Origin of the sequence: Kitasatospora sp. NPDC005856 (genome assembly GCF_040629945.1) — a bacterium.
Classification (GTDB): Bacteria; Actinomycetota; Actinomycetes; order Streptomycetales; family Streptomycetaceae; genus Kitasatospora.
The window spans coordinates 88,091-110,703 of the sequence record NZ_JBEXWT010000023.1 but is presented as its reverse complement, the minus strand read 5'-3'; the positions used below and the strand labels follow the sequence as shown (position 1 = coordinate 110,703).

At 72.5% G+C, this 22,613-nt stretch carries 18 protein-coding genes and 1 pseudogene; 10 read left to right on the top strand and 9 right to left on the bottom strand.

Annotated elements, in window-relative coordinates:
- From ABZ449_RS16775 to ABZ449_RS16735, 9 genes and pseudogenes are all read left to right on the top strand, one after another.
- Positions 1–2,691: pseudogene (locus tag ABZ449_RS16775) on the top strand (hypothetical protein); the annotation flags it as partial.
- On the top strand, positions 2,663–3,058 hold the full coding sequence (locus ABZ449_RS16770; protein WP_360346169.1) for a hypothetical protein: 396 nt from the start codon (positions 2,663–2,665) through the stop codon (positions 3,056–3,058). The pseudogene ABZ449_RS16775 and the gene ABZ449_RS16770, both read left to right, overlap by 29 nt.
- Before the next feature lie 269 nt (positions 3,059–3,327).
- Positions 3,328–4,341, top strand: a complete 1,014-nt coding sequence (locus ABZ449_RS16765) for a 3-oxoacyl-[acyl-carrier-protein] synthase III C-terminal domain-containing protein (RefSeq protein ID WP_360346167.1) — start codon at positions 3,328–3,330, stop codon at positions 4,339–4,341.
- Positions 4,338–5,081 (top strand): glycosyltransferase family 2 protein, encoded by a 744-nt coding sequence (locus tag ABZ449_RS16760; RefSeq protein ID WP_360346165.1) that lies wholly within the window; start codon positions 4,338–4,340, stop codon positions 5,079–5,081. Before ABZ449_RS16765 ends, ABZ449_RS16760 begins: the two co-directional genes overlap by 4 nt.
- A gap of 164 nt (positions 5,082–5,245) precedes the next feature.
- Positions 5,246–6,793 (top strand): class I adenylate-forming enzyme family protein, encoded by a 1,548-nt coding sequence (locus tag ABZ449_RS16755; RefSeq protein ID WP_360346163.1) that lies wholly within the window; start codon positions 5,246–5,248, stop codon positions 6,791–6,793.
- A complete protein-coding gene (locus tag ABZ449_RS16750) occupies positions 6,790–7,971 on the top strand; it encodes a cytochrome P450 (RefSeq protein ID WP_360346161.1) in 1,182 nt (393 codons plus the stop codon). Before ABZ449_RS16755 ends, ABZ449_RS16750 begins: the two co-directional genes overlap by 4 nt.
- Complete coding sequence (locus ABZ449_RS16745; protein ID WP_360346159.1) at positions 7,971–8,858, top strand: NAD(P)-dependent oxidoreductase; 888 nt, start codon at positions 7,971–7,973, stop codon at positions 8,856–8,858. Before ABZ449_RS16750 ends, ABZ449_RS16745 begins: the two co-directional genes overlap by 1 nt.
- Before the next feature lie 159 nt (positions 8,859–9,017).
- On the top strand, positions 9,018–10,325 hold the full coding sequence (locus tag ABZ449_RS16740) for an aldehyde dehydrogenase family protein (protein WP_360346157.1): 1,308 nt from the start codon (positions 9,018–9,020) through the stop codon (positions 10,323–10,325).
- A gap of 87 nt (positions 10,326–10,412) precedes the next feature.
- Complete coding sequence (locus ABZ449_RS16735) at positions 10,413–11,180, top strand: maleylpyruvate isomerase family mycothiol-dependent enzyme (RefSeq protein WP_360346155.1); 768 nt, start codon at positions 10,413–10,415, stop codon at positions 11,178–11,180.
- A 176-nt stretch (positions 11,181–11,356) separates the two neighbouring features.
- Here ABZ449_RS16735 and ABZ449_RS16730 read toward each other — a convergent pair whose 3' ends face one another.
- The 9 genes from ABZ449_RS16730 to ABZ449_RS16690 form a co-directional block, all read right to left on the bottom strand.
- Complete coding sequence (locus ABZ449_RS16730; RefSeq protein ID WP_360346153.1) at positions 11,357–12,580, bottom strand: glycosyltransferase; 1,224 nt, start codon at positions 12,578–12,580, stop codon at positions 11,357–11,359.
- Between the two features lie 161 nt (positions 12,581–12,741).
- Entirely contained in the window at positions 12,742–14,445 is a 1,704-nt protein-coding gene (locus ABZ449_RS16725; protein WP_360346173.1) for an ABC transporter ATP-binding protein, read from the bottom strand.
- 56 nt (positions 14,446–14,501) lie between these two features.
- The gene (locus ABZ449_RS16720) at positions 14,502–15,491 is read right to left on the bottom strand and encodes an ABC transporter permease (protein WP_360346151.1); all 990 of its coding nucleotides are present in this window, start codon (positions 15,489–15,491) and stop codon (positions 14,502–14,504) included.
- Positions 15,488–16,555: an ABC transporter permease gene (locus ABZ449_RS16715; RefSeq protein ID WP_360346149.1), complete on the bottom strand. Its 1,068-nt coding sequence runs from the start codon at positions 16,553–16,555 to the stop codon at positions 15,488–15,490. The genes ABZ449_RS16720 and ABZ449_RS16715 overlap by 4 nt, the downstream gene beginning before the upstream one ends.
- Positions 16,556–16,587: 32 nt before the next feature.
- A complete protein-coding gene (locus ABZ449_RS16710; protein ID WP_360346147.1) occupies positions 16,588–18,306 on the bottom strand; it encodes an ABC transporter substrate-binding protein in 1,719 nt (572 codons plus the stop codon).
- Positions 18,307–18,769: 463 nt separating this feature from the next.
- Positions 18,770–19,186: an SRPBCC domain-containing protein gene (locus tag ABZ449_RS16705; RefSeq protein ID WP_360346145.1), complete on the bottom strand. Its 417-nt coding sequence runs from the start codon at positions 19,184–19,186 to the stop codon at positions 18,770–18,772.
- Positions 19,183–19,497, bottom strand: a complete 315-nt coding sequence (locus tag ABZ449_RS16700) for a metalloregulator ArsR/SmtB family transcription factor (protein ID WP_360346143.1) — start codon at positions 19,495–19,497, stop codon at positions 19,183–19,185. The genes ABZ449_RS16705 and ABZ449_RS16700 overlap by 4 nt, the downstream gene beginning before the upstream one ends.
- 569 nt (positions 19,498–20,066) lie before the next feature.
- Complete coding sequence (locus ABZ449_RS16695; protein ID WP_360346141.1) at positions 20,067–20,312, bottom strand: hypothetical protein; 246 nt, start codon at positions 20,310–20,312, stop codon at positions 20,067–20,069.
- Positions 20,309–21,469: an inorganic phosphate transporter gene (locus ABZ449_RS16690; RefSeq protein WP_360346139.1), complete on the bottom strand. Its 1,161-nt coding sequence runs from the start codon at positions 21,467–21,469 to the stop codon at positions 20,309–20,311. Before ABZ449_RS16690 ends, ABZ449_RS16695 begins: the two co-directional genes overlap by 4 nt.
- Positions 21,470–21,703: 234 nt before the next feature.
- Here ABZ449_RS16690 and ABZ449_RS16685 point away from each other — a divergent pair, with 234 nt between their 5' ends.
- Complete coding sequence (locus tag ABZ449_RS16685; protein ID WP_360346137.1) at positions 21,704–22,435, top strand: hypothetical protein; 732 nt, start codon at positions 21,704–21,706, stop codon at positions 22,433–22,435.
- The last annotated feature ends 178 nt before the right edge of the window (positions 22,436–22,613 follow it).

Sequence of the window (22,613 nt, the reverse complement as noted above, 5' to 3'; positions counted from 1 at the left end):
GCCGAGGAGGCCGCCCGCCACGCGGGCAGCTCCGCCGGATCGGCGGACGCCGCCCAGGCCGCCGCCACCGCCGCGGCGACCGCCGCCGACTCGGCCGCGGCCACCGCGACCCAGGCCCACAAGGTCGCCGACATCGCCCGCGCCGCCGACCAGGAACGCCTCGACGCCCAACAGGCCGCAGAGATGGCCGCCGCCGAGGACGCCACCCGTGAGGACATCCTCAAGACCCGCGCCGCCGCCTGGGAAGCGGGCAAGGCCAGCCGCTACGCGGCGGAGACCGAACAGCTGATCACCGATGCGACAGCCCCCGGCGTCGACCCGAAGACCGCTGTCCACAAGGGCCGTCAGGCCGCTCTGCGCCTGCTCGACACCGGCGGGCCCTGGGCCGTGGCAGCCTCGGAGGCCGCACTCGAAGGAGCGGACGACTCGGTCCTCGCCTTCCTGAACACGAGCCTCGCCGAGGCCCGCGACCGCGACAACCGCGTCAGCGTCCTCGCCATCTCGATGGGCCCGGCCAAGCTCGAACAGCGCCTCGCCGCCGAGACCGCCGCCATCGGCAGCCCCGAGCAGGTCAAGGCGTTCCTCACCACCGGCCAGTACCCCGGCAAGGACGACGACGACCGGGTGCTGCTGTCGCAGATCATGGCCGCCGGCGGACCGGGCGTGAAGGCGGCTGCCAACAAGGCCCTGGACGGAACCATCGAGGACGTCCGTGCCTTCCTCGCCACCGGCCAGTACCGCGCCCGCGAGGAGGACAACCGCGTCCTGGTCACCCAGACCCTGACCAACGCCACCCCCGAGGTCAAGGCCGCCGCCCAGGCCGTGCTCTCCGGCCCCGCCGCGCGCCTCGAACCGTTCCTCCAGTCCGGTCTGTTCCAGGCGCGTCAGCGTGATGCGTTCTCGGCCATGCACGTGGCCACCGTCAACGCCTACCTCGCCGACATCGACGGCTCCGCGGCCCTGGCCCGCCAGTACGCCGCCGAAGCCGGCCAGTCCTACGCCACCGCCCGCGGAGCCGCCGCCGAAGCCGCCAACTACGCGGCCCAGGCCCAGAACTCCGCCACCCAGGCCGCCGACTGGTCCAGCAAGGCCGCCGCATCCGCCACCCAGGCGCAGGGCTCGGCCACCCAGGCCGCGGAGTACGCCAAGCAGGCACTCGCCAACGCCGCCAGCGCCACCGCCGCCTCCCGCAGCGCCGACACCTCCGCCGCCATCGCCGCGAGCTACGCCAAGCGCGCCCGCCAGTACGCGGCCACCGCCAAGGCCGCCTACAACCAGGCACTCGCCGAGGCAGCTGCCGCCGGCCGCAGCCGGGACCAGGCCTTCCAGGCCGCTGTCGAAGCCCAGCACGCGGTGTGGGAGAAGCAGGCGGCGGAAGCGGCAGCCAGCCAGATCCAGAAGGACACCACGGCGACCGACCCCGACAATTACCGCGAGTCCTTCGTCGAGGTCCAGCCCAGGCCCGGGGTCACCCAGGTTCCCGTCCGCACCGACATGACCAAGTGCATCGCGGACGACACGGGCACCTTCCTGGGCTGGCTCTTCAAGCGCGGCAGCAAGACCTGGCACAAGAACGACGCCGGAGTCGAGGTCTGCGACGTCAAGGTGACCGTGAAGGTGACGGGCACCGTCGACTACGTCCTGAAGACCTGCCCCGAGCCGGGCCTCAGCGTCGAGGCGTGCAAGGGCAAGTACAGCACCTGGGACACCCTCGTGCTCGACACCAAGACGCTCGAGAACGTGCAGTACGAGACCACCTACGAGATGTCGTACCTCGAGTACGCCAAGCACTACAAGGCGTACTGCGGCAACGGCGTCTGCGTGACGGGCGACTCCTCCAAGCTGATCGTCGACGCCCTGACGGGCGACTTCGTGAAGTGCTTCAACAACCCCGGCCTGAACGGGCCCTGCGCATGGGCGGCATCGATCTTCCTGCCGGTCGGCACCCTCTCGAAGGCCGCCAAGGGCATCGTCGCCTTCCGTTTCGCAGTCGAGACGGGCATCGGCATCGAAGAGGCCAAACTCGCTCTCCAGGCAACCCTCGACGGCTACAGCCAGGCCGTGGTCAGCAAGCTCACCGCCGTGGCCGACCAAGTAACCGCGTTCCGCGCCACCCTGGCAAACGGGGTGGGCACCGAAGCCGCACTCGCAGCACTGCGCAACAACGCTGCGATCGATCGAACACTGCTCCGAGAAATCGAAGCGGAGGCCATATACGCCGATGACGTTCGCAGGGTCTGCAAGACCTACAACATCCCGGCCGGCGCCCCCGCACTCCTGGCCGACGGCACGAGCAGCCTGGCTGGACAGCTCCGCACGGTCCAGAGCAGCGGCGAGCCCGACCCCAGCATCTTCTCGAATCTGGAGCCGAAGGACACGACTGGTTGGACCAGGATCTTCACGCCCGGCACTGTGGGCCAACGTACGGGGAACTACGTGTATGTGGTTCTCGCCGACGGGACCCTGCTCATCGGCAAGGGGGACGGCCACATCGCCCTCACCAAGGGTGCCGACGTCCTGGCCGCTGGCGAGGTCCGCTTCAAGAGTGGGAGGATGACAGAGGTGAACAACAAATCCGGCCACTACAAGCCCCATGGGGTCAACGCTCAGAACGCAGCCGTCGAAGCCTTCAACAAGGTTGGGCTCGAGGCGACAGGAAAGTATGTTGAATACACGTTCCCTGATTGCTGACGACAGCGGATGCAGAGCGATCCTCGACAAGATCGACTTCCTGCTGAAGGCCCAACGGCTCGCCGACGGCGTGGACCAGGTCGAACCGTTGCTCGAGGATCTGGCCGATCACATCAAAGTCGGCGAGGCATGCCGGCCGAGAACGATCGAACGCTTCCTGGCACTCATGCAGGACATCGATCCATGGAGCCTGGAGATCCTTCAATACTGTATGCATGATCTGCGCTGGGCGGAGATTCATGACTGCGCCGAAGGACTTCTGCGGCACGAGAAGAAGACCGCGAAGCGGCGCCTCTACGAACGCCTCCTCGAGTCATTCGAAGACGACTGGCCAGAGCGAGAGTTCTTCCGCCGTTACTCGGGTTGAACCACCTCTTCGGTGATGCCGAACTCTGGCAGTTGCCGGAGAAGTTCCTCATGAGATAGGTCGACGGAACGTCATCGTTCGTTCCAGACCAGTGTGACCAGCATGAGCCGGCCTGGAGGGGTGGTCCCTCCAGGCCGGCTCGTGGGTTTTCGGCAGGTGGCGGGCCCTGGCAACCGTCGGGCTGCACAGACATGATCGGGTAGCCGGCCGCGTCGCTCTGAGTACCCGTACTCAGGCCCGCGCGGCCGTGGCCGCCGGAGCATGAGGGCATGCAATCAGCAGCGATACAGCGGATCGGCATCACCGCCGTCGGCTCCCATCTGCCGGCCCGCCGGCTCACCTCCCAGCAGCTCCAGGACGAGATCGCCGCGGGCGGGCGACTCGCCCTGCCGGAGCGGATGTTCGAGAAGGCGACCGGGATTCGTAGCCGGCACTTCGCCGCCGACGACGAGTACGCCTCCACCCTGGCCGTCGGCGCCGCCCGGCGCGCCCTCGACTCCGGCGGGCTGCGCCCGGAGGACGTGGACCTGCTGCTGTTCGCCTCCGCCACCCGGGACGTCTGCGAACCCGCCACCGCCCACATCGTGCAGGCCGAACTCGGCACCCGGGCCCACGCGTTGGACGTCAGCAACGCCTGCAACAGCTTCCTCAACGGGATCGACCTGGCCCGCGCGATGATCCTGGCCGGACGCGCCCGCCGCGCCCTGGTCGTCACCGGGGAGACGCCCAGCCGGGCCATGCTCCGTACGCCTTCCAGCGTTGCGGAGTTCCGCGACGGCTTCGCCGGCTACACCTTCGGCGACGCCGGGGCGGCCGTCGTCGTCGAGGCCGTCGAGCGGGGCGGCATCCTCGACGTCGAGACCGCCACCGCCTCCGAGCACTGGGAGGCCGGCGGAATCCCCGGCGGCGGCTCCCGGCACCCGCGCGGTGACGAGCACAGCTACTTCCGCGGCGGCGGCAAGGAGCTGCGCGGCATCTTCGAGACGATCGGCCCGGCCGTTCTGGCCCGGCTCGCCGCCCGTACCGGCTTCGGCTGGGACGACTACGCCCGCGTCCTGGTCCACCAGGTGACGCTCCCGTACCTGGACCGCTTCGTCGAACTGACCGGGGCGCCGGCCCGGAGGCTGGTGCTCACCGTGCCGGAGCTCGGCAACATGGCCAGCGCCACGCTGGGCGTCCAACTCGACCGGATACGAGACACCTTGGCGCCCGGCGACAAGGTCCTGCTGGTCGGCCTCGGCGGCGGCGTCAGCCTGATGACCATGGTCTGGGAGGCATCGTGAGGACCGACCTGTGGGTGGTGGTCCCCGCCTACCAGGAGCGTGCCCGCATCGACGGCGTGCTGCGCGCCCTCGCCGCCCAACGCGACCGCGAGTTCACCCTCCTCGTCGCCGACAATGGTTCCACCGACGGCACCGTCGCCACCGTCCGCGCGTTCGCCGCCCGCGCGCCGTTCCCGGTCGAGGTGGTGGTCGAGCCGGAGAAGGGCGTCGGCTCCGCCGTGGACACCGCCTTCCGCCACGCCATCGCCCACGGCGCCACCCTGCTCGCCCGTACCGACGCCGACTGCCTGCCCGAACCCGGCTGGACCGCCGCCGCCCGGGCCGGTCTGCTGGAGGGCGGCGGGCTGGTCTGCGGCCGGGTCACCGCCCGTCGCGACGAACACGGACCGGCCGGGCGCGCGGTGTTCCTGCTCCTGGTCACCCTCGGCGCCTTCTTCGGCCGGATCCGGCCCGCCCACCACCGCCGGCACGGCTACCTGACGCCGTACCGGATGCACGCGGGCAACAACATGGCGATCACCGCCGAGCTCTACCAGGCCGTGGGCGGCATGCCCCGCCGGCCGTCCCCCACCGACCGGGCGTTCCTCAACGAGGTCCGCCGGCACACCACGGCGGTGGTGCGCCGCCGCGACATGGTGGTGCAGAACTCCACCCGCCGGATCCGCGCGTACGGCGTGGTGGGCACCGCGCGCTGGTACCTGGAACGCGGAGCCGGACGGCGCCCCGTCGACGTCCGGTGAACCGGTCGGAGTCGACCCCGGCCGGGTCAACCGAACCAGTCGGGGTCGACCGAACCTGCCCGGGTCGAGCGAAGGCGGACGCCCGGTGAACCGGCCGACGTCCGCCTCGCCAGGCCCTCGCCCCGCCCACTCAGCCCACCTCCGCTCCCTGAAAGCAGCCCGCCGTGCTCGACCGCCTCTCCCATGCCCTGCGCACCGACCACCCGGAGCGGCCCGCCATCCTGCGCCACACCGCCCTGGGCACCGTCCGCCCGGTGATCCGCCGGGGCGACCTCGCCGACCTCGCCGACCTCTACGCTGCCGCCCTGCACGCCCGCGGGCTCGGACCCGGCGGCCCCGGCCCCGACCCCGGCCCCGGCGCGACCGTCGGCGTAGCCGTCCGTCCCGGCCCACACGCATTGGCCGTCATGCTCGCGGCCCACCGGCTGGGCCTGCGCATCGCCGTCCTCGACCCGAGCGCCGGACCTGACGTGCTCGCGGCCCGGCTCGCCCTGGCCCGCCCCGATCTCGTCCTCGCCGACGCCGCCGCCCAGGCCGTCGCCGGCTGGGCGAGGCCGCTCGCCCACCGCGCCGACCTCGCACTTCCCCAGCTCACCGCACTGGGGCCGGTCGCCACCGTCGGCCGCCGCCTGCCCGGCTGCGCACCCCGGCTGCGTCCGGCGGACAACTCCGCTCCTCCTGCCCCGACGGTCGGCCCGCCCGCCCTGTCCGCCCCGTCCGCTCTGTCCGCGGACGACGACCGCGACAGCGGGGACGCGGTGATCGTCTTCACCTCCGGCACCACCGCCCGACCGCGCGCCGTCGTCCACACCCGCGCCGGCCTCGCCGTCGGTCTGCGCACCGTCGCCGACCTGGTCCGCCCCCGCCCGGGCACGGTCGTCCTCGGCGGCACCTTCTTCGTCCTCGTCCCGGCGCTCGCCGCCGGCGCGGCCGTCGTCCTGCCAGCCCGCCGCCCCGCCGCGATCGGCCGCCAGCTCGCCCGGCTCTCCCCCGCCCACACCTACCTCACCCCGCCGCAGCTGCGCGCCGCCCTCGCCACCGGGGCCCGCTTCACCGGCCGGGTCTGGACGGGCTCCGCCCCCGCCGACGCCGCGCTGCTGCGCCGGGTCAAGCAATCCGGCGCCGACCAGGCGTGGAGCGTCTACGCGCTCACCGAACTGTTCCCCGCCGCCGCCGTCGAGGAGGCCGAGAAGAGCGCTCACGACGGGAACGGCGACCTCGTCGGCCACCCGCTGCCCGGCGTCCGGGCCCGGCTCGCCGACGACGGCGAACTCCAGCTCACCGGACCCGGCGCCCGCCACCGCTACCTCGGCGAGGAACCCGACCCCTGGATCCGCACCGGCGACCGCGCCACCCTCACCCCCGACGGACGGATCGTCCTCGCCGGCCGGCTCAAGGACATGGTGCTGCGCCGCGCCGAGAACATCTACCCGGGCCTGTACGAACCGGCTCTGCACGTGCCCGGCGTCGAACTGGTCGTGCTGGTCGGTGTCCCCGACGGGAACGGGGACGAACGGCTGGTCGCCCTCGTCCAGCCCGCGCCCGGGGCGGACCCGCAGCACCTGCGCACCGCCCTGCGCGGGCCGCTCGACCGCATGGGCTTCGCCCGCCCCGACGCCGTCCTGTTCGGCACCGTCCCACTCGCCGGCCGCTCCCGCAAGCCCGATCGGTCCGCGGCATCCACCTACTGCGCAAGGGAGTTGGCACGGTGATTCCGTCCGACCGCACGACCACCACCACTGCGACCACCACCGAGACCGCCGCCTCCCTGGACACCGCTGCCCAGGACGCCGTAGCCCTGGCCGCCGCCTCCCGCCGGGCCCGCCGCCGCGACCGACGCGTCTACCTGCAGAGCCACCCCGCGCTCTTCGCCCTGCTCTGCGCCACCCGCCACCGCCCGGTCCTGCGGCTCGGCCGCACCCTGCTGGTGCACGGCACCGACGCCTACCACGAGGCCCTCACCCGCGTCCCGCTGCACCGCACCGCACCCGGCACCACCGGCGGCGCGGCCGCCCGACTCACCGACGGCGGCCTGCTGTTCGACCAGGACGGCGGCGACCACCGCGCCGCCCGCCGCGCGCTGGCCTCCGAAGTCGACACCGCCGCCCGCGCCCGCATTCGCCCGCTCTGGCGCGCCGTCCTCGCCGAGCACGTCCCTGACCTGATCACCGGGGAGCTCGAACTCGTCGATCTGGTACGGGAACTGGCCGGGACCACTGCCGTCGCCCTCACCGGCGCGAGCGTCCCGGCTCGTCAACTCGCCCACGCCACAGCCGAGGCGGCCGCCGCGACCGCTCGCGACCACCTGCCCGGACCGCGCCCGGGCCGCAGCCGCGCCGCGGCCGAGGCGGTCGACGCCGCGGCCCGCCTCACTCGCCTGCTGCCCGATCCGCGCGACGCCATGGTCGCCGTCGCCGCGGTCAACACCACCCTCGCGGCCGTACCCCGCGCCGTCGCCTGGTGCGCCGACGCCCGGCTGTGGACCACCGTCGACGCGACCAGCGCACCCCGTCTGGCCGCCGAACTGCTGCGCCTCACCGCACCCTCCCCGTTGCTGCCCAGGGCGGCCGCCGCCGACGCCACCCTCGCCGGCCACCGGGTGCGCCGCGGCGACCGGCTGATCCTGGTCGCCCGGCACGCCGCCCACGCCCACCACCGCACCGCGAACCCGAACCCGGGCTCGACCCCGGACCCGGATCCGACCACCACCCAGGCCGTCTTCGGCGCCGGCCCCCACGCCTGCCCCGGCGCCGGCCTGGCCCGCGCCCAACTCGCCGACGTAATCCTCGCGTTGGCCCCGCACCGCCCGGTCGTCACCCGCGCCCGGGTCGACCGCCGCTCCGCCCTGCCCGGCTACGCCGAACTCACCCTCCGCCGAGGACGGTTCTGATGCACATCGCCATCACCGGCGCCTCCGGCTTCTGTGGCGCCCACCTCGCCCGCACCGCCGTCTCCCTGGGCCTGGACGTCACCTGCCACGGCCGGCGCCCCGGACCGGCCGGCCACCACCTCAGCTGGGACGCCACCGCGCACGACCCCGACTTCACCGGCGCCGACCTCGTCGTCCACTGCGCCGCCGCCGTCGCCGACCTGCCCGCGGGCCACCCGGCCGAAGCCCACCAGCGCACCGTCAACGTCACCGGCACCGAGCGCGTCCTGCGCGCCGCCGCCGGCCGCCCCGTCGTCCACGTCAGCAGCGCCAGCGTGTACGACCCACGCACCAGCGCCGCCGCGCTCACCGAGAACCACCCCACCGCCGCCGGCCACCTCAACTCCTACGGCCGCACCAAGGCCGCCGCCGACCGGCTCGCGCTCGCGGCCGGTGCCGTCGTCCTGCGCCCCCGCGCCGTCTACGGCCCCGGAGACCCGCACCTCCTCCCACAGCTGCTCGACCGTGTCCGGCACCGCCTGCTGCCGGTGCCCGGCGGGGACGTTCCACTCAGTCTGACCGCCGTCGCCAACCTCACCGACGCCTGCCTGTCCGCCCTCGGCCTCACCGGCAGTGCGCCCTGGCCCCCCGGCGCCTACAACATCGCCGACGCCGCCCCCTACCGGCGCGACGAGGCCCTGCGTCACATCCTCACCGCCCACCGCCGCCCCGCCCGGATCGCCCACCTGCCCGCACCCCTCGTCCGTCTGGTCGCCCGTACCACCCTGGTGCCCGGCCTCACCCCCTACACCGTCGACCTCCTCACCCGCGGCGTCGTCCTCGACCTCACCTGTGCCCGCGCCCAGGGCTGGCGGCCCGCCCACAGCCTCACCGACTACCGCCCCTGACGCCGTCCGGCCCACAGACCGTCCGACCGACAGACCATCCGGCCCACAGGAGGATGCTTGACAAACTCAACCTTTCATCTCTAGGGTCACCATTGCTTCAGGTAGTGAAATTTCTACCCGCGAGCACCGTCTCCCCACCTCAAGACCGTGAGACCCCCCATGACTGACGCCATCCCTTCCGTGGTCGCCCGCCTGCGGGCCGAGTTCTCCACCGGCCGGACCAGGCCGCTCGCCTGGCGCCTGGACAAGCTGTCCGCCCTGCGCACCCTGCTCACCGAGCAGGCCGAGGTGTTCCAGCAGGCTCTGCACGCCGACCTCGGCAAGAGTGCAACCGAGGCCTACCGGACCGAGATCGGCTTCACCCTCAACGAGCTCGACCACACCGTGGCCAACCTGGCCGAGTGGCTGGACCCGAAGCCGGCCGCCGTGCCGGAGGTGTTCCGCCCCGCCGAGGCCCGGGTCGTCCGCGACCCGCTGGGCGTCGTGCTGATCATCGCCCCGTGGAACTACCCGCTGCAGCTCGCGCTGGCTCCGCTGGTCGGCGCCCTGGCCGCCGGCAACACCGCCCTCGTCAAGCCCAGCGAACTCGCCCCCGCGACCTCCGCGGCCATCGCCGAGCTGCTGCCGCGCTACCTCGGCGAGGAGGCCGTCGCGGTCGTCGAAGGCGCCGTCCCGGAGACCACCGCCCTGCTGGAGCAGCGCTTCGACCACATCTTCTACACGGGCAACGGCGCCGTCGGACGGATCGTCATGACCGCCGCCGCCAAGCACCTGACCCCGGTCACCCTGGAACTCGGCGGCAAGAGCCCGGTCGTGGTCGACCGCGACGCCGACCTCGCCGTCACGGCCCGGCGGATCGCCCGCGGCAAGTTCCTCAACGCCGGCCAGACCTGCGTCGCCCCCGACTACGTCCTCGCCGTCGGAGACACCGCGGCCGCCCTGGAACGCGAACTGGCCGAAGCCGTAAGGGAACTGTGCGGTGCGGACCCGGCCGCGAACACGGAGTACGGACGCATCGTCAACGAGCGCCACTTCGACCGGCTCACCGCGCTGCTCGGTGACGGGCGGACCGTCATCGGCGGCGAGCACGACCGTGCCACGCGCTACCTGGCCCCGACCGTCCTCGCCGACGTACCCGCGACCGCCCCCGTGATGCAGGCCGAGATCTTCGGCCCGATCCTTCCCGTCCTGCCCGTGCCCGACCTGGACGCGGCGATCGCGTTCATCAACGAGCGCGACAAGCCGCTCGCCCTCTACGCCTTCACCGAGTCCGCGGACACCAAGCGGCGACTGACCGAGGAGACCTCCTCCGGCGCGCTCAGCTTCGGGCTGCCGGTCTCCCACCTGGCGATGCCCGACCTGCCGTTCGGCGGCGTCGGCGAGAGCGGCATGGGCCGCTACCACGGCGAGTACTCGATCGACACGTTCAGCCACACCAAGGCCGTCGTCGACAAGCCCCTCGGCTGACCCCACTGACCCTGCCGAGACCGCTCCCCCGCCCTCGCCGGACCGCTGGTCCCGCCGTCACTCTGAATCCCTCCGGAGCATCCACCCATGACCCCGAACGAGCACGTCGACGCCGTGGCCGCCGAGACCGACCGGTTCGTCACGGCCGTACGGTCCGCCGACCCAGCCACTCCCGTCCCCACCTGCCCCGACTGGACCCTCACCGACCTCGTCCGCCACGCCGGCAGCGTCCAGCGCTGGTTCACCGTCCTGCTGCGGCAGCGCATCCAGGCACCGCCCACCAGCCGGGACGTCGACCTCAAGCTCCCCGAGAGCACGGAGGACTACCCGGCCTGGCTCACCGAGGCCGGTGCGGAAGCGGCCGCGACCTTCACCGACACCGACCTCGACGCCCCGATGTGGGCCTGGGGCGCGGACCAGCACGCCCGCTTCTGGGTGCGCCGGATGCTCTTCGAGACCCTCGTCCACCGCGTCGACGCCGAACTCGCGCTGGGGCTGAAGCCCGGGATCGACCCGGACCTCGCGGCGGACGGCGTGGCCGAGTTCCTCACCAACCTGCCGCACGCCACCCTCTTCGCCCCGCACACGGCCAAGCTCCGCGCCGCGGACCGCACCCTCCGCTTCACCCGCACCGACGGAAACGGCGACTGGCTGGTCCACCTGCGCCCCGACGGCTTCGGCCTGGTCGCCGGCGACGCGACCGACGCCGGCGCAGACGCCGACGCCACGGTCTCGGCCTCCGCCGCCGACCTCCTGCTCCTCCTCTACGGCCGCACCGACCGTTCGGCGCCCGAGATCACCGCGTCCGGAGACGAAGCCCTGCTGGACCTCTGGTTCACCAACTCCGCCTTCTAACAGTCTCGTTCCCGCCAAGGCTTGGGAGGGCGGCGCGAAGCGGCAGGGAACTCGATGGCGGGACGGTCCGGTGGAGGACCGGCCCGCCATCGGCTCCTACGCCGCGTCGGTTCTGCCGTCTCCTCCGCCCCTGCCCGGGCCCGGGCCGTCCACGGACGGCAGGGCTCAGGCGGGGCTCAGCGGCCGGTGTCCTCGACGGTGCGGGCGATGCGGGCGAGAACGGCACCGGCACCGTCCTCGGCGGCCATCAACCCGGCAACGTCAGCCGCACGACGGCGGACCGGCTCGGTCAGAGCGGCCGTGATCGCCGCGGCGAGGCGTTCGGCGGTCAGGTCCGCGAACGGCACGGGCTCCGGGGCCACTCCCAGCCCGTGCAGCCGTGCCGCCCAGAACGGCTGGTCGACCATGACGGGCACCGGTACGGCGGGAACCCCGGCGCGTAGCGCGGCGCCGGTGGTGCCCGCTCCGGCATGGTGGACGACGGCGGCCGTGCGGGGGAACAACCAGTCATGGGGCAGGTCCCCGACGGAGAGCACGCCGTCGCCCGCCGCCTCCAGCCCGGCCCAGCCCGCCTGGACCACCGCGCGCACACCCGCCTGCCGCACCGCCGCCGTCACCAGCTCACCCAGCCGCGCGCCCTCCCCCGGCGCCATGCTGCCGAACCCGATGAACACCGGAGCCGGACCGGCCTGGAGGAAGTCGAGCAGCTCGGCCGGGGGCTGCCAGTCCAACGGCCGGGCGGGCCACCAGAAACCCGCCACGTCGACCGGGGCCGGCCAGTCCGCCGGGCGCGGCAGCAGCAGTGGGCTGTAGCCGTGGACGACCGGACGGGTGTGCCCGAGCGGTGGCGGTGACGCCGTACCGGGAAGGCCGAGCCGCTCACGCATCCGGGCCACGGCACCCGAGAACAGCCGGTCCGCGCTCCGGAGTCGCTCCCGGCCGGCGGCGAGATTGCCCTCCGGACCCAGGTCCCCGCTGCCGGCCGGGCCGGGCAGCGGGAACTCCCTGGTGGCGAAGGCGGGCGTGAGGTACGTACCGAGGACGGGCACGCCGTAGGCCTCGCCCGCCGTCAGGCTGAGCGGCGACGGGGCGAACGCGGTGAGCAGCAGGTCGGCTCCGCCTGCCACGGCGTCCGCCACACCGTCGGCGAGCCCGTCCACGAACGCGGTCATCAGCGCGCGGGTCTCCTCCGGGGAGGTGGCGCGGGCCCTGGCGAGGATGAGCTCCTCCGGGTCCCCGGGCAGCGGCCGGTACTCCAGGCCGCAGGACTCGATCAACGTCGTGAAGGTCGGATGGGCGACCACGGCGACCCGGTGCCCGGCGTCCACCAGGCGTCGGCCCAGGCCCGTGAACGGCGCGACGTCCCCGCGGGAGCCGGTGGTGACGATCAGGATACGCATGGGGGTGATTCTCCACGGCGGGCCGGTGCGGCCCAAGCGGCCCTGGACGGCCGGCCGCGCGGAACGGTGGTCGGCCCCGCCGGGGCCCGGGTCCCGACGAAGTGCTCCGGCGACGCCACCGGCCCGCACCCCGTGGGGTGCGGGCCGGTGGCAGGGCCGGTTCAGGCGGTGGCGGAGGCCAGTCGGGCGTGGCGCCGGGCGGTCGCCTCGGCAGGGTCGAGCACGGGTACGGCGGCCAGCAGGCCCTTGGTGTAGGCGTGCCGGGGCGCGTCGTAGACGGTGTCGGCGTCGCCCTGTTCCACGATCCGCCCGGCCCGCATCACGGCGACGCGGTCGCTCACCTGCCGGACCACGGCGAGGTCGTGGGCGATGAAGACCAGCGCGAGGCCGAGGTCGCGCTGCAACTCGCCCAGCAGTTCGACCACCTGGGCCTGGGTGGTGACGTCCAGCGCGGAGACCGGTTCGTCGCAGACGATCAGTCGCGGCTGGGGCGCGAGCGCCCGGGCGATGCCGACCCGCTGCCGCTGCCCGCCGGAGAACTCGTGCGGATAGCGGTGGTACCAGTCGGGGTCGAGCCCCACGCGTTCGAGCAGTTCGCCGACCCGGGCGCGGATGCGGCGCTCGTCGCCCTCGCCGGCGATGCGCAGCGGGTCGGCGACGGACTCCCCGATGGAGCGGCGCGGGTTGAGCGAGGACACCGGATCCTGGAAGACCATCTGCAGTTCCCGCCGGAGCGGGCGCAGTTCCTTCTCCCCGAGCGCGCCGATGTCGCGGCCGCGGTAGTGGAGCCGGCCGCCGGTCGGCTCCAGCAGCCGGACGAGCATCCGCCCGAGCGTGGTCTTCCCGGAACCGGACTCGCCGACGATGCCCAGCGTCTCGCCGGCCCGCACGGTGAGCGAGACGCCGTCCACGGCGGTGACGGGGGCAGCGCGCCGGGTGAGGCCGCCCCGGGTGGCGAACTCCCGGCGCAGGTCGGTGGCTTCGAGCAGGACCTCTCCCCCGGACGAAGCCGCCGGAGCGCCCTGGACGTCCTGAACGTCCTGAACGTCCCGGACGTCCGGAGCACCGGGTGCGTCGACCCGGGGCACCGCCGACAGCAGCGCGCGGGTGTACGGCTCGCGCGGAGCGCCCAGCACCTGGGTGACCGGACCGTGTTCCACGGCCCGGCCGTCCTTCATCACCAGCACCCGGTCGACGCTCCCGGCGACCACGCCCAGGTCGTGGGTGACCAGGACCAGCCCGGCCCCGGTCTCCGCGCGCAACTCGTGCAGCAGGTCGAGGATCTGGGCCTGGACGGTGACGTCCAGCGCGGTCGTCGGCTCGTCGGCGACCAGCAGCCGTGGCTCGCAGGCCAGGGCCATCGCGATCAGCACCCGCTGGCGCATGCCGCCGCTGAATTCGTGGGGCCGCGACCGCGAGCGCCGCGCCGCGTCGGGGATGCCGACGCGGTCGAGCACCTCGACGGCCCGTTCCCGGGCGGCCCGACGGGAGACGGCCCGGTGGACCCGCACCACCTCGGCGATCTGGTCGCCGACCGCGTAGTACGGGTCGAGCGCGGAGAGCGGGTCCTGGAACACCATGGCGGCCAGTCCGCCGCGCAGGCGCCGGAGTTCCGTGCCCTCGGCGGTGACGGCGTCGACGCCGGCGACCCGGACGGAGCCGCCGATCCGGGCGCCGGTCCCGCGGTGCAGCCCGAGCAGCCCGTACGCGACGGTGCTCTTGCCCGAGCCGGACTCGCCGACGATGCCGAGCGCCTGCCCGGCCTCCAGGGTGAAGCCCACGCCGTCGACGGCGCGGACGTGGCCGTCGCCGACGGGGAAGTCGACGACCAGGTCCCGGACATCGACCAGGGGCTCGGCCTTCACGGGCTCGGCCTTGACGGGCTCCACCTTCGGCGATACGGCCTTCAGGGGTTCGGCGCTCACGTCAGGACCACCCTTCGGTCGGCCACCGCGTAGAGCACGTCCGCGATGACGTTGGCGAGGACCACGCAGAACCCGGTGACGAGGGTGAGGCCGACGACGGTCGGCAGGTCGATCAGGCCGACCGAGGTGACCAGCAGCTTGCCGAGCCCCGGGAGGCCGAAGAGCGACTCGGTCAGGACGGCGGACCCGAACATCGTCCCGAGGTCGATGGCGGTGAGCGCGATCACCGGGGTGAGCGCGCCGCGCAGCGCGTGCCTGGTGACCAGGCGCCGCTCGCTGACGCCGTACGCCCGGAAGGTCCGGATGTGGTCGTCGGCGAGGGTCTCCAGCATGGAGGAGCGGGTCAGCCGGGCGTACTTGGCGGACTCGATCAGGGCGAGCGAGATCCAGGGCAGCAACAGGCCCCAGAACCACTGCTGGGGGTCCTCGGTGAGCGGCACGTACGTCGGGAACGGCAGCCACTGGAACTGGGCGCACAGGACGATGAGCAGCACCAGGCCGATGACGAAGACCGGGACGGAGCTGCCGGCCAGCGTCAGCCCGGTCAGCAGTCGCTCGCTGAGCCGGCCCCGGCGCAGCGCGGAGAGCAGCCCGGTGCCGACCCCGAGGATCAGCCAGAGCACCATCGCGCCGAGCGCGAGCGAGGCCGTCACCGGGAGCCGGGCGGTGATCATGTCGGTGACCTGCTCGCCACTGCGGTAGGAGACGCCCAGGCAGGGCGCCGGGCAGTGCAGCAGGCCCGTGCCGGCGCTGAAGTCGCGGCCGGCGACGATGCCCTGGAGGAAGTGGGCGTACTGGAGGTAGACGGGGGCGTCGAGGCCGAGCCGTTCGCGCACCTGGGCGACCTGGGCGGGGCTGCACTTCTCGCCGCAGGCCAGCTGGGCGGGGTCGCCGGGGGCGATGTAGAAGACCGCGTAGACGATCAGGGAGAGTGCGAGCAGGACGCCGAGCATGCCGACGGCCTTGCGGACCAGGAAGCGGGTCATGCCGTGGCCTCCTCAGCGGCGGTCGAAGAACCGGCGGTCGAAGAACCGGCCGTGGGAGAACCGGCACTCGCCGCACCCGCACGCGCCGCACCGGCGGTGCCGCGTGCCGTGCCGACCCGCAGCCGGGAGGCCGCGCGGGGGTCGAGCTCGGTGCGGACGGCATCGCCGAGCACGGTGAAGGCGAGCACGGTGGCGAACAGCAGCGCGGACGGGAGCAGCACGTACATCGGGTCCGCGCGGAACCAGGTGGTCGCCCCGGAGAGCATCTGGCCCCACGAGGAGGTGGGCGGCTTGACGCCCACGCCGAGGAAGGAGAGCCCGGCCTCCGCGATCACGTTGGACGGCAGCAGCACCGCCGCGTAGGTGATGACCGGCGCGGCCAGGGACGGCAGCAGTTCCCGGCGGGCGATGCGCCAGCGGGTGGCGCCGGCGAGCCGGGCCGCGGCGACGTAGTCGAGCTGCCGGAGGCTGAGCGTCTGCGCCCGGACCACCCGTGAGGTGCCGGCCCAGCCCAACAGCCCGATGACCAGGGTCAACAGGAGCGGGCGGGGGAAGCCGGAGGGGACCACCGCCATGAGCGAGATGGCGAAGACGAGCGAGGGCAGCGCGAGCATCACCTCGGTGGTGTTGCCGATCAGCTGGTCGAGCAGCCGGTTGCCGAGGCCCGCGACGAGGCCGAGCAGGACGCCGATGGCGACCTGGACGAGGGTGGCGCCCACGGCGACGAGCAGCGAGATCCGGGCGCCGTGGACGAGCCGGGCGAACACGTCGCGCCCGGTGCCCGGTTCGACGCCCAGCCAGTGCTCGGCGCTGACGCCGCCGAAGGAGCCGGTGGGCACCCCGCCGGCCGCCGAGTCGAGCAGGTCGTTGTGGTAGCTGGTGGGGTCCTGGCCTTCGAGCGCGCTGAGCAGCGGTGCCGCCACCGCGACGAGGGCGAGCAGGACGATGACGAGGGCGGCGGCGAGGGCGGCGCGCCGCGCGAGCAGCCGCCGCCACACCTGCCGTCCCCCGGCGGCCGGGGAGGCCGCGCGGGCCTCCCCGGCGCTGGGTTCCTGTGGAGCCATGGTTGTCTGACCGATCCGTCCGTTCCCGCCCGTTACTTGACCGCGACCTGCGAGATGTCGAGCACGCCGGTCCAGTCGCTGATCACGATGTTGCGGACGTCCTTGCCGGACAGCCGCTTGTAGACCGGGTGGAACAGCGGGACGGTGAGGGCCTGCTCACCGATGCGCTGGTCCAGGGCGCCCCAGCGCTTGGCGGCCTCGGCGTGGTCGGTGATCTTGTTGATCTGGTCGATCTCGTCGTTCACCGAAGGGTCGTCCAGCTGCGCGGAGTTGAAGTTGTAGCCGTCGGTGACGATCTGCCGGCCGTCGAAGATCGGCGCGAGGAACGGGCCGCCGGACGGCCAGTCGGCGCCCCATCCGGAGAGGAAGAGACCGGGCTCGGTGCTGACGGTGTGGATCGTCTTGGAGTACCGGGTGGAGTCCAGGGCTTCCAGCTGGACGGTGATCCCGGCCGCCTTCAGGCCGTCCTGGACGGCGGTGGCCAGGTCCGGGCCGTAGCCCTTGCCCACGGCGCTGGAGTGGGTGAGCGTGATGGTCAGGCCGTCCGGGTAACCGGCCTCCTTCAGCAGCTCCTTGGCCTTCTCCGGGTTGCCGGTGGCGCCGGCCGGGAACGGGTCGCTCGGCGTGTACCCGAAGGTCTCCTGGTTGGGCAGGTAGGTGGTGGCTGCCTCGGCGAGCGAGGATCCGCCGGCGGCGTTGACGACCGAGGTGCGGTTGATGGCGTAGGCGACGGCCTGCCGGACCTTGGGGTTGTCGAAGGGCTTGACCTTGGGGTTGAACGCCAGGTAGTTGACGTAGCCGAAGTGGCCGGTGCCGACGCGGGCGGCGAGGGCCTTGTCGTCCCTCACCTGGGCGAGTTCGGAGGGGCCGAGGTTGGTGTCGGTGGTGACGGCGGCCGCGTCGGCGCCGGTGCCGGCGCTGAGGCGCTGGTTGATCACCGCCGGGTCGAGGCCGGACTGCACGTCGACGGTGTCGGGGTAGGCCTTGCGCTGGTCGTCCGTGGCCGCCGACCAGTTGGGGTTGCGCTTGAGGACGAGGTGCGCGCCGTCGTTCTCGTTCTTGACGACCTGGTAGGGGCCGGAGGAGACGGGGTGGTCCTGGTACTTCGTACCGGTGTCCTTGGCCTTCGGGACGGGGGCGAACTGCGTCTGGGTGGCCAGGTACGGGAAGTCGCCCTCGGGCTTGTTGAGGCGGAAGACGATGGTCTTCTCGTCCGGCGTCTCGATGGCGTCCAGGGTGCGGCCGTCCTTGTACGGGCCCTGGTAGTCGGCGGCGCCGACCAGCCAGTCCCTCAGGAACGGTGCGCCACCGGAGAGTTCGGGGGCGAATGACCTTTCGATGCCGTACTTGATGTCGGCGGTGGTGATCGGCGAGCCGTCCTCGAACTTCAGGCCGTCCTTGAGGTGGTACGTCCAGACGGTGGCGCCCTCCGAGGGGGTGCCGGTGTCGGTGGCGAGGTCCGGGACGACCTTGGTTCCGGCCGAGCCGTCGGCCCGGTTGCGGGTGGTGAGGGTGCGGAAGACGAGCGAGGGCACGTTGCCGCCGCCGGAGGTGTAGAGCCGTGCGGGGTCGAACTGCTCCTGCGGGTTCTGGTTGAGGACGGTGAGGGTGCCGCCCTGCTGCGGCGCGGCGTCCTTGCCGGTGCCACCACCGCCGTCGGCCTTCGGTCCGCACGCCGCCAGTCCGACGACGAGCGCGACGGTGACGGTCGCCGTGGCGAGGCGGCGAGGGGTGAAGGTGGTTCGAGACATCGGAAAGGGAGCCTTTCGCTACCGATGGTGCACGGAGGAAGGCGGGCGACAGTGAGGCCTCGGAAAGGATGAGCGGCACCGCGCCCGCAGGGAGGGGCGACGCCCCGACGCGGCGATCACCGCAGGAACACGTCGGGGCAGGCGGATTCAGCGACAGAGATTGTCGGAAACGCAGTGCGCGGCCACGCCGATCAGCGCCAGCTCTATGGCGGCGCACTCGATCGGGTGACGGTCAGACATGCCGAGAAGACTGTATGAAGCTAAGCGGAATGTCAAAACTCCACTTGCGACCTGCTCACCATGTGAACACCGGAATGGAATTCCCCGCTCCGGGAAGCCCCAACCCGCACACGGACGTGGGGACCGGAACCGGCCCCGACGCACCGAAGGGTGGCGGTCGGGGAAGGACCTCTTCCCCGACCACCACCCTTCGTGCGCCCTCCAGGGGCGGCCGCTCCGACCCCTACCGGGCTTCCGCGGCGAGGACCGGCTCGATGCGCAGCAGGACATCGGGCCATCCACGCCCCATGCCTTCGAGTGCGGCCCTGCCCAGCGGGGAGTCCAGGTCGAAACCGGCGTGCTCGAGGAGCAGGCGCGTGCCGTTCCCCTCCGGGACCAGCTGCCAGGTGATCGTGGTGTCCAGCGCGCCCGGCGCGAAGCTGTAGCGCAGCAGGCGCTCGGGCTCGACGGCGAGCACCTCGCACGCCTGCTGCCCCCAGGGCCCCATGTCCAGGGTGAAGCGGTGGCCCACGACGGGCCGCACGTCTCCGGCGGCCCACCACTTCGCATGCAGGTCGGGGTCGGTCAGGGCCCTCCAGACCGCCGCGGGCGAATGGGCGATGAACTGGTCGCAGCGGATGACGGTCGGGTCGGTGGTCACGGGTTCTCCTCGTCGATCAGGTCGGCCAGCGCCGCCATCCGGCCGCGCCAGTAGTGCTCGAAGGGGTGCAGCCAGTCGCCCACCTCGGCGAGTGGCCTCGCTTCGAGGTGGTAGTAGCGATGCCGCCCTCGCGGCTCCTCCCGTACCAACCCCGCGTTCCTGAGCACCGACAGGTGCTCGGAGACCGCCGGCCTGCTGAGCGCGAACCGGCCGGCGAGATCACCGGCGGCGCGCGGACCGTCCCGCAGCGCCTCCAGCAGACCGCGCCGCACCGGATTGGCCAGCGCGCTGAACACATCGACTGCTGCCATACCCACCACCATGCGTCGGAAGACTCCGACATGTCAGCTTTTCCCGACACATCCGTACGGCGGCAGGCCGCCGGTTCCCGCACTCGGCCCGGCCTCGGCGACCACGAGAACCCCGGCGGCAGACCTGTAAGCGCTCGCCGGCATGAACGTCTCCTCGTCCCCGACGGTCATCGAGCACGGGAGTCGAGTGCGAATACTCATGTCACGGGCCGAGCGGTTCGGCCACGATTCTCATGAGACGTCCCCCTACCCTTGAGTCGTTTCCTTCAACTGACAAAGCCACGAGGTCCTTTGCGTCCATCGTCCGAAATGCCGTCAGATTTACTCTTCTCGCAGGGCTACAAGACCTCGGGCGTCGGCCGGGCGGAGCCCGCTACCGCGGGGACATGACCTCGTAGAGGTTCCCGGCGTCATCGCTGAAGTACTGGCCACGGGCGCACAACGGGTGGTCGATCCGCCCGTTCGCCTGGCGCCGGCGCTCTGCCCGCCCCGACGGCCGACGGCGCCTGGAGGATCCGCGCCGCCGTGCTCGGTCACGGGCGGGCGATCTGCGGGCGTGGGCCGGGCGCTCAGCTGTGGTTGACGATGATGTAGATGCCCCAGCCGATCGCGGCGAGGACCACCGCGAAGCACAGCGCGGCGACGGTGTGGCCGAGCGCTCCGGCGGCGCGGCGGGAGACCCCGGCCTCGTCGATCCCGACCGGTGGGTTGAGGGCGCGCACGCCGACGGCGAACAGCGCGGGAAGGCCGGCGCCGGCGAGGAATCCGACCACGATGATCTTCCACAGCGCGTTGAGGTCGATCCAGGAGTTCACGAGGCCACCTCGTCGGTGGCGGGCGCGGGCTCCGGGACGACCGAACCGGTCCACGCGGCGTTGACGTTCTCCGGGGTGACGGCCGGATGGCGGGATGCGAGGAAGAAGGCGATCGAGGCCAGCACCAGGACGACGAAGATGGTCACGACACCCGCGGTTCCGCCGATCCCGTTCGCGACCCAGTAGGCCAGCGCCCCGACCAGCCCCGCCGCCGGGAGGGTGAGCACCCAGGCCACCACCATGCGGCGGGCGATGTTCCACCGGACGACCGCGCCCTTCCTGCCGACCCCCGAGCCGAGGATCGACCCGGTGGCGACGTGGGTGGTGGAGAGCGAGTAGCCAAAGTTCGCGGAGCAGAGGATGACCGCGGCCGAGGCCGACTCGCTGGCCATCCCCTGCGGCGGTTCGATCTCCACCAGTCCCTTGCCCAGCGCCCTGATGACCCGCCAGCCGCCGATGTAGGTGCCCAGCGCGATGGCCATGGCGCAGGACGCGATCACCCACGTCGGGGCTTTCGCCCCGGCGCTCAGCGTTCCGTTGGCGATCAGCGCCAGCGTGATGACCCCCATGGTCTTCTGCGCGTCGTTGGTGCCGTGGGCGAGCGAGACCATGCAGGCCGAACCGACCTGGCCGCTCCGGAAGCCCTGCGTGCGCCGGCCCTCGGCGATTCCGCGGGTGACGCGGTAGACGAGGTAGGTGCCGAGCGCGGCGACGGAGCCGGCGATGAACGGCGACAGCGCGGCCGGCACGATCACCTTGTCGACGAGGCCGTGCCACTTCACGGCGGAGGTGCCGGCCGCCGCTATGGTCGCCCCGACCACGCCGCCGATCAGCGCGTGCGAGGAACTCGACGGGATCCCGACGTACCAGGTCGTCAGGTTCCAGAGGATGCTGCCGGTCAGGCCCGCCATGACCACGGTCAACGTCACGTCGTGGCTCTGCACCAGACCGCCGGCGATCGTCGCGGCGACCGCGGTCGACAGGAACGCGCCCACCAGGTTCAGCACCGCCGAGACGCCGACCGCGACCCGCGGCGGGAGGGCGCCGGTGACGATCGACGTCGCCATGGCGTTGCCGGTGTCGTGAAACCCGTTGGTGAAGTCGAATGCCAGAGCGGTGGCCACCACCAGCGCCAGAACCACGTCGTTGCCGGTCACGGGTCCGAACCTAACCCGCTGACCGCCACCGCCCCGTTCCCCCTTCCCCGGACGGGGCCGGGAGCCCTGGGACACCACCCCATCGGACCAGCGCCCCGCGCACCCGAGGTCTTCGCGTCCCGCCCGCCACCGAACGCCCGTACGGTCCGGGTTGCCCGTCGAACCCGGCAATGGCAGCCGGCCGGTCAATAATTAGTTGTCGCCGATCAGTTCGGGGCTGATAGCGTCCCGGACGTGGCAAAGCTGAACCAGATCATCGCCGTTGAAAAGGGCGTCAAGTCCAAGTCCTTCCAGGAACTGACGCAGGCCCACCAGGACCTGCAGAAGCCCGCGCTGCTGGCCGGGATCTCCCGCACCTACCAGCCCAAGGACGAGGAGGGCGAGCAGCTGCCGCCCGAGTCGACCCGGGTGCAGATGAAGGCCGAGGACATCCTGCGCTCCACCGCGCAGACCCTCACCCGGCTCTTCGACGTGACGGCCACCAAGGACTGGGCCAACATCGGTGCCGGCGCCGACGTGGTGGTCGACGGCCAGGTGCTCCTCGCCCAGGTGCCGGTGCCGTACCTGCTCTTCCTGGAGAAGCAGCTCACCGACCTCTTCACCTTCGTGAAGAAGCTCCCGGTGCTGGACGCCTCCGAGTCCTGGAACCTCGACCCGTCCACCGACTCCTGGAAGACCGAGCCGGTGCGCACCATCCGGACCAAGAAGGTACCGCGCAACCACGTCAAGGTCGAGGCCACGGAGAAGCACCCGGCCCAGGTCGAGGTCTACTACGAGGACATCGCGGTCGGCTACTGGACCACGGTCAAGTTCTCCGGCGCGCTGCCGGCCCGCCGGGTGAACGAGCTCGCCGAGCGGGTGGAGAAGCTCCAGCAGGCGGTCAAGTTCGCCCGCGAGGAGGCCAACGCGGTCGAGGTCACCGACAAGAGGGTGGGCGACGCCGTCTTCGGCTACCTGTTCCGGTAGCCTCACGATCGCCCGCCCGGGGAGCCGGGCGGGTGCACCGAGCGTGTCGAACCCTGTCCGGGAAGCCGGGCGGGTGCGCTGCACGGTGCGAAAAGCTGACACTGACGTTGACGCTGACCAGGGGTCACAGTGGAGGTTCGAGGCCTCCCCCCGGCACCACCGGCCGGGGTAGCCCAAG

Coding starts and splice junctions, on each gene's coding strand:
- ABZ449_RS16770 (WP_360346169.1), top strand. CDS start 2,663: ATGTTGAATACACGTTCCCTGATTGCTGACGACAGCGGATGCAGAGCG.
- ABZ449_RS16765 (WP_360346167.1), top strand. CDS start 3,328: ATGCAATCAGCAGCGATACAGCGGATCGGCATCACCGCCGTCGGCTCC.
- ABZ449_RS16745 (WP_360346159.1), top strand. CDS start 7,971: ATGCACATCGCCATCACCGGCGCCTCCGGCTTCTGTGGCGCCCACCTC.
- ABZ449_RS16740 (WP_360346157.1), top strand. CDS start 9,018: ATGACTGACGCCATCCCTTCCGTGGTCGCCCGCCTGCGGGCCGAGTTC.
- ABZ449_RS16735 (WP_360346155.1), top strand. CDS start 10,413: ATGACCCCGAACGAGCACGTCGACGCCGTGGCCGCCGAGACCGACCGG.
- ABZ449_RS16730 (WP_360346153.1), bottom strand. CDS start 12,580: ATGCGTATCCTGATCGTCACCACCGGCTCCCGCGGGGACGTCGCGCCG.
- ABZ449_RS16720 (WP_360346151.1), bottom strand. CDS start 15,491: ATGACCCGCTTCCTGGTCCGCAAGGCCGTCGGCATGCTCGGCGTCCTG.
- ABZ449_RS16715 (WP_360346149.1), bottom strand. CDS start 16,555: ATGGCTCCACAGGAACCCAGCGCCGGGGAGGCCCGCGCGGCCTCCCCG.
- ABZ449_RS16710 (WP_360346147.1), bottom strand. CDS start 18,306: ATGTCTCGAACCACCTTCACCCCTCGCCGCCTCGCCACGGCGACCGTC.
- ABZ449_RS16700 (WP_360346143.1), bottom strand. CDS start 19,497: ATGGCAGCAGTCGATGTGTTCAGCGCGCTGGCCAATCCGGTGCGGCGC.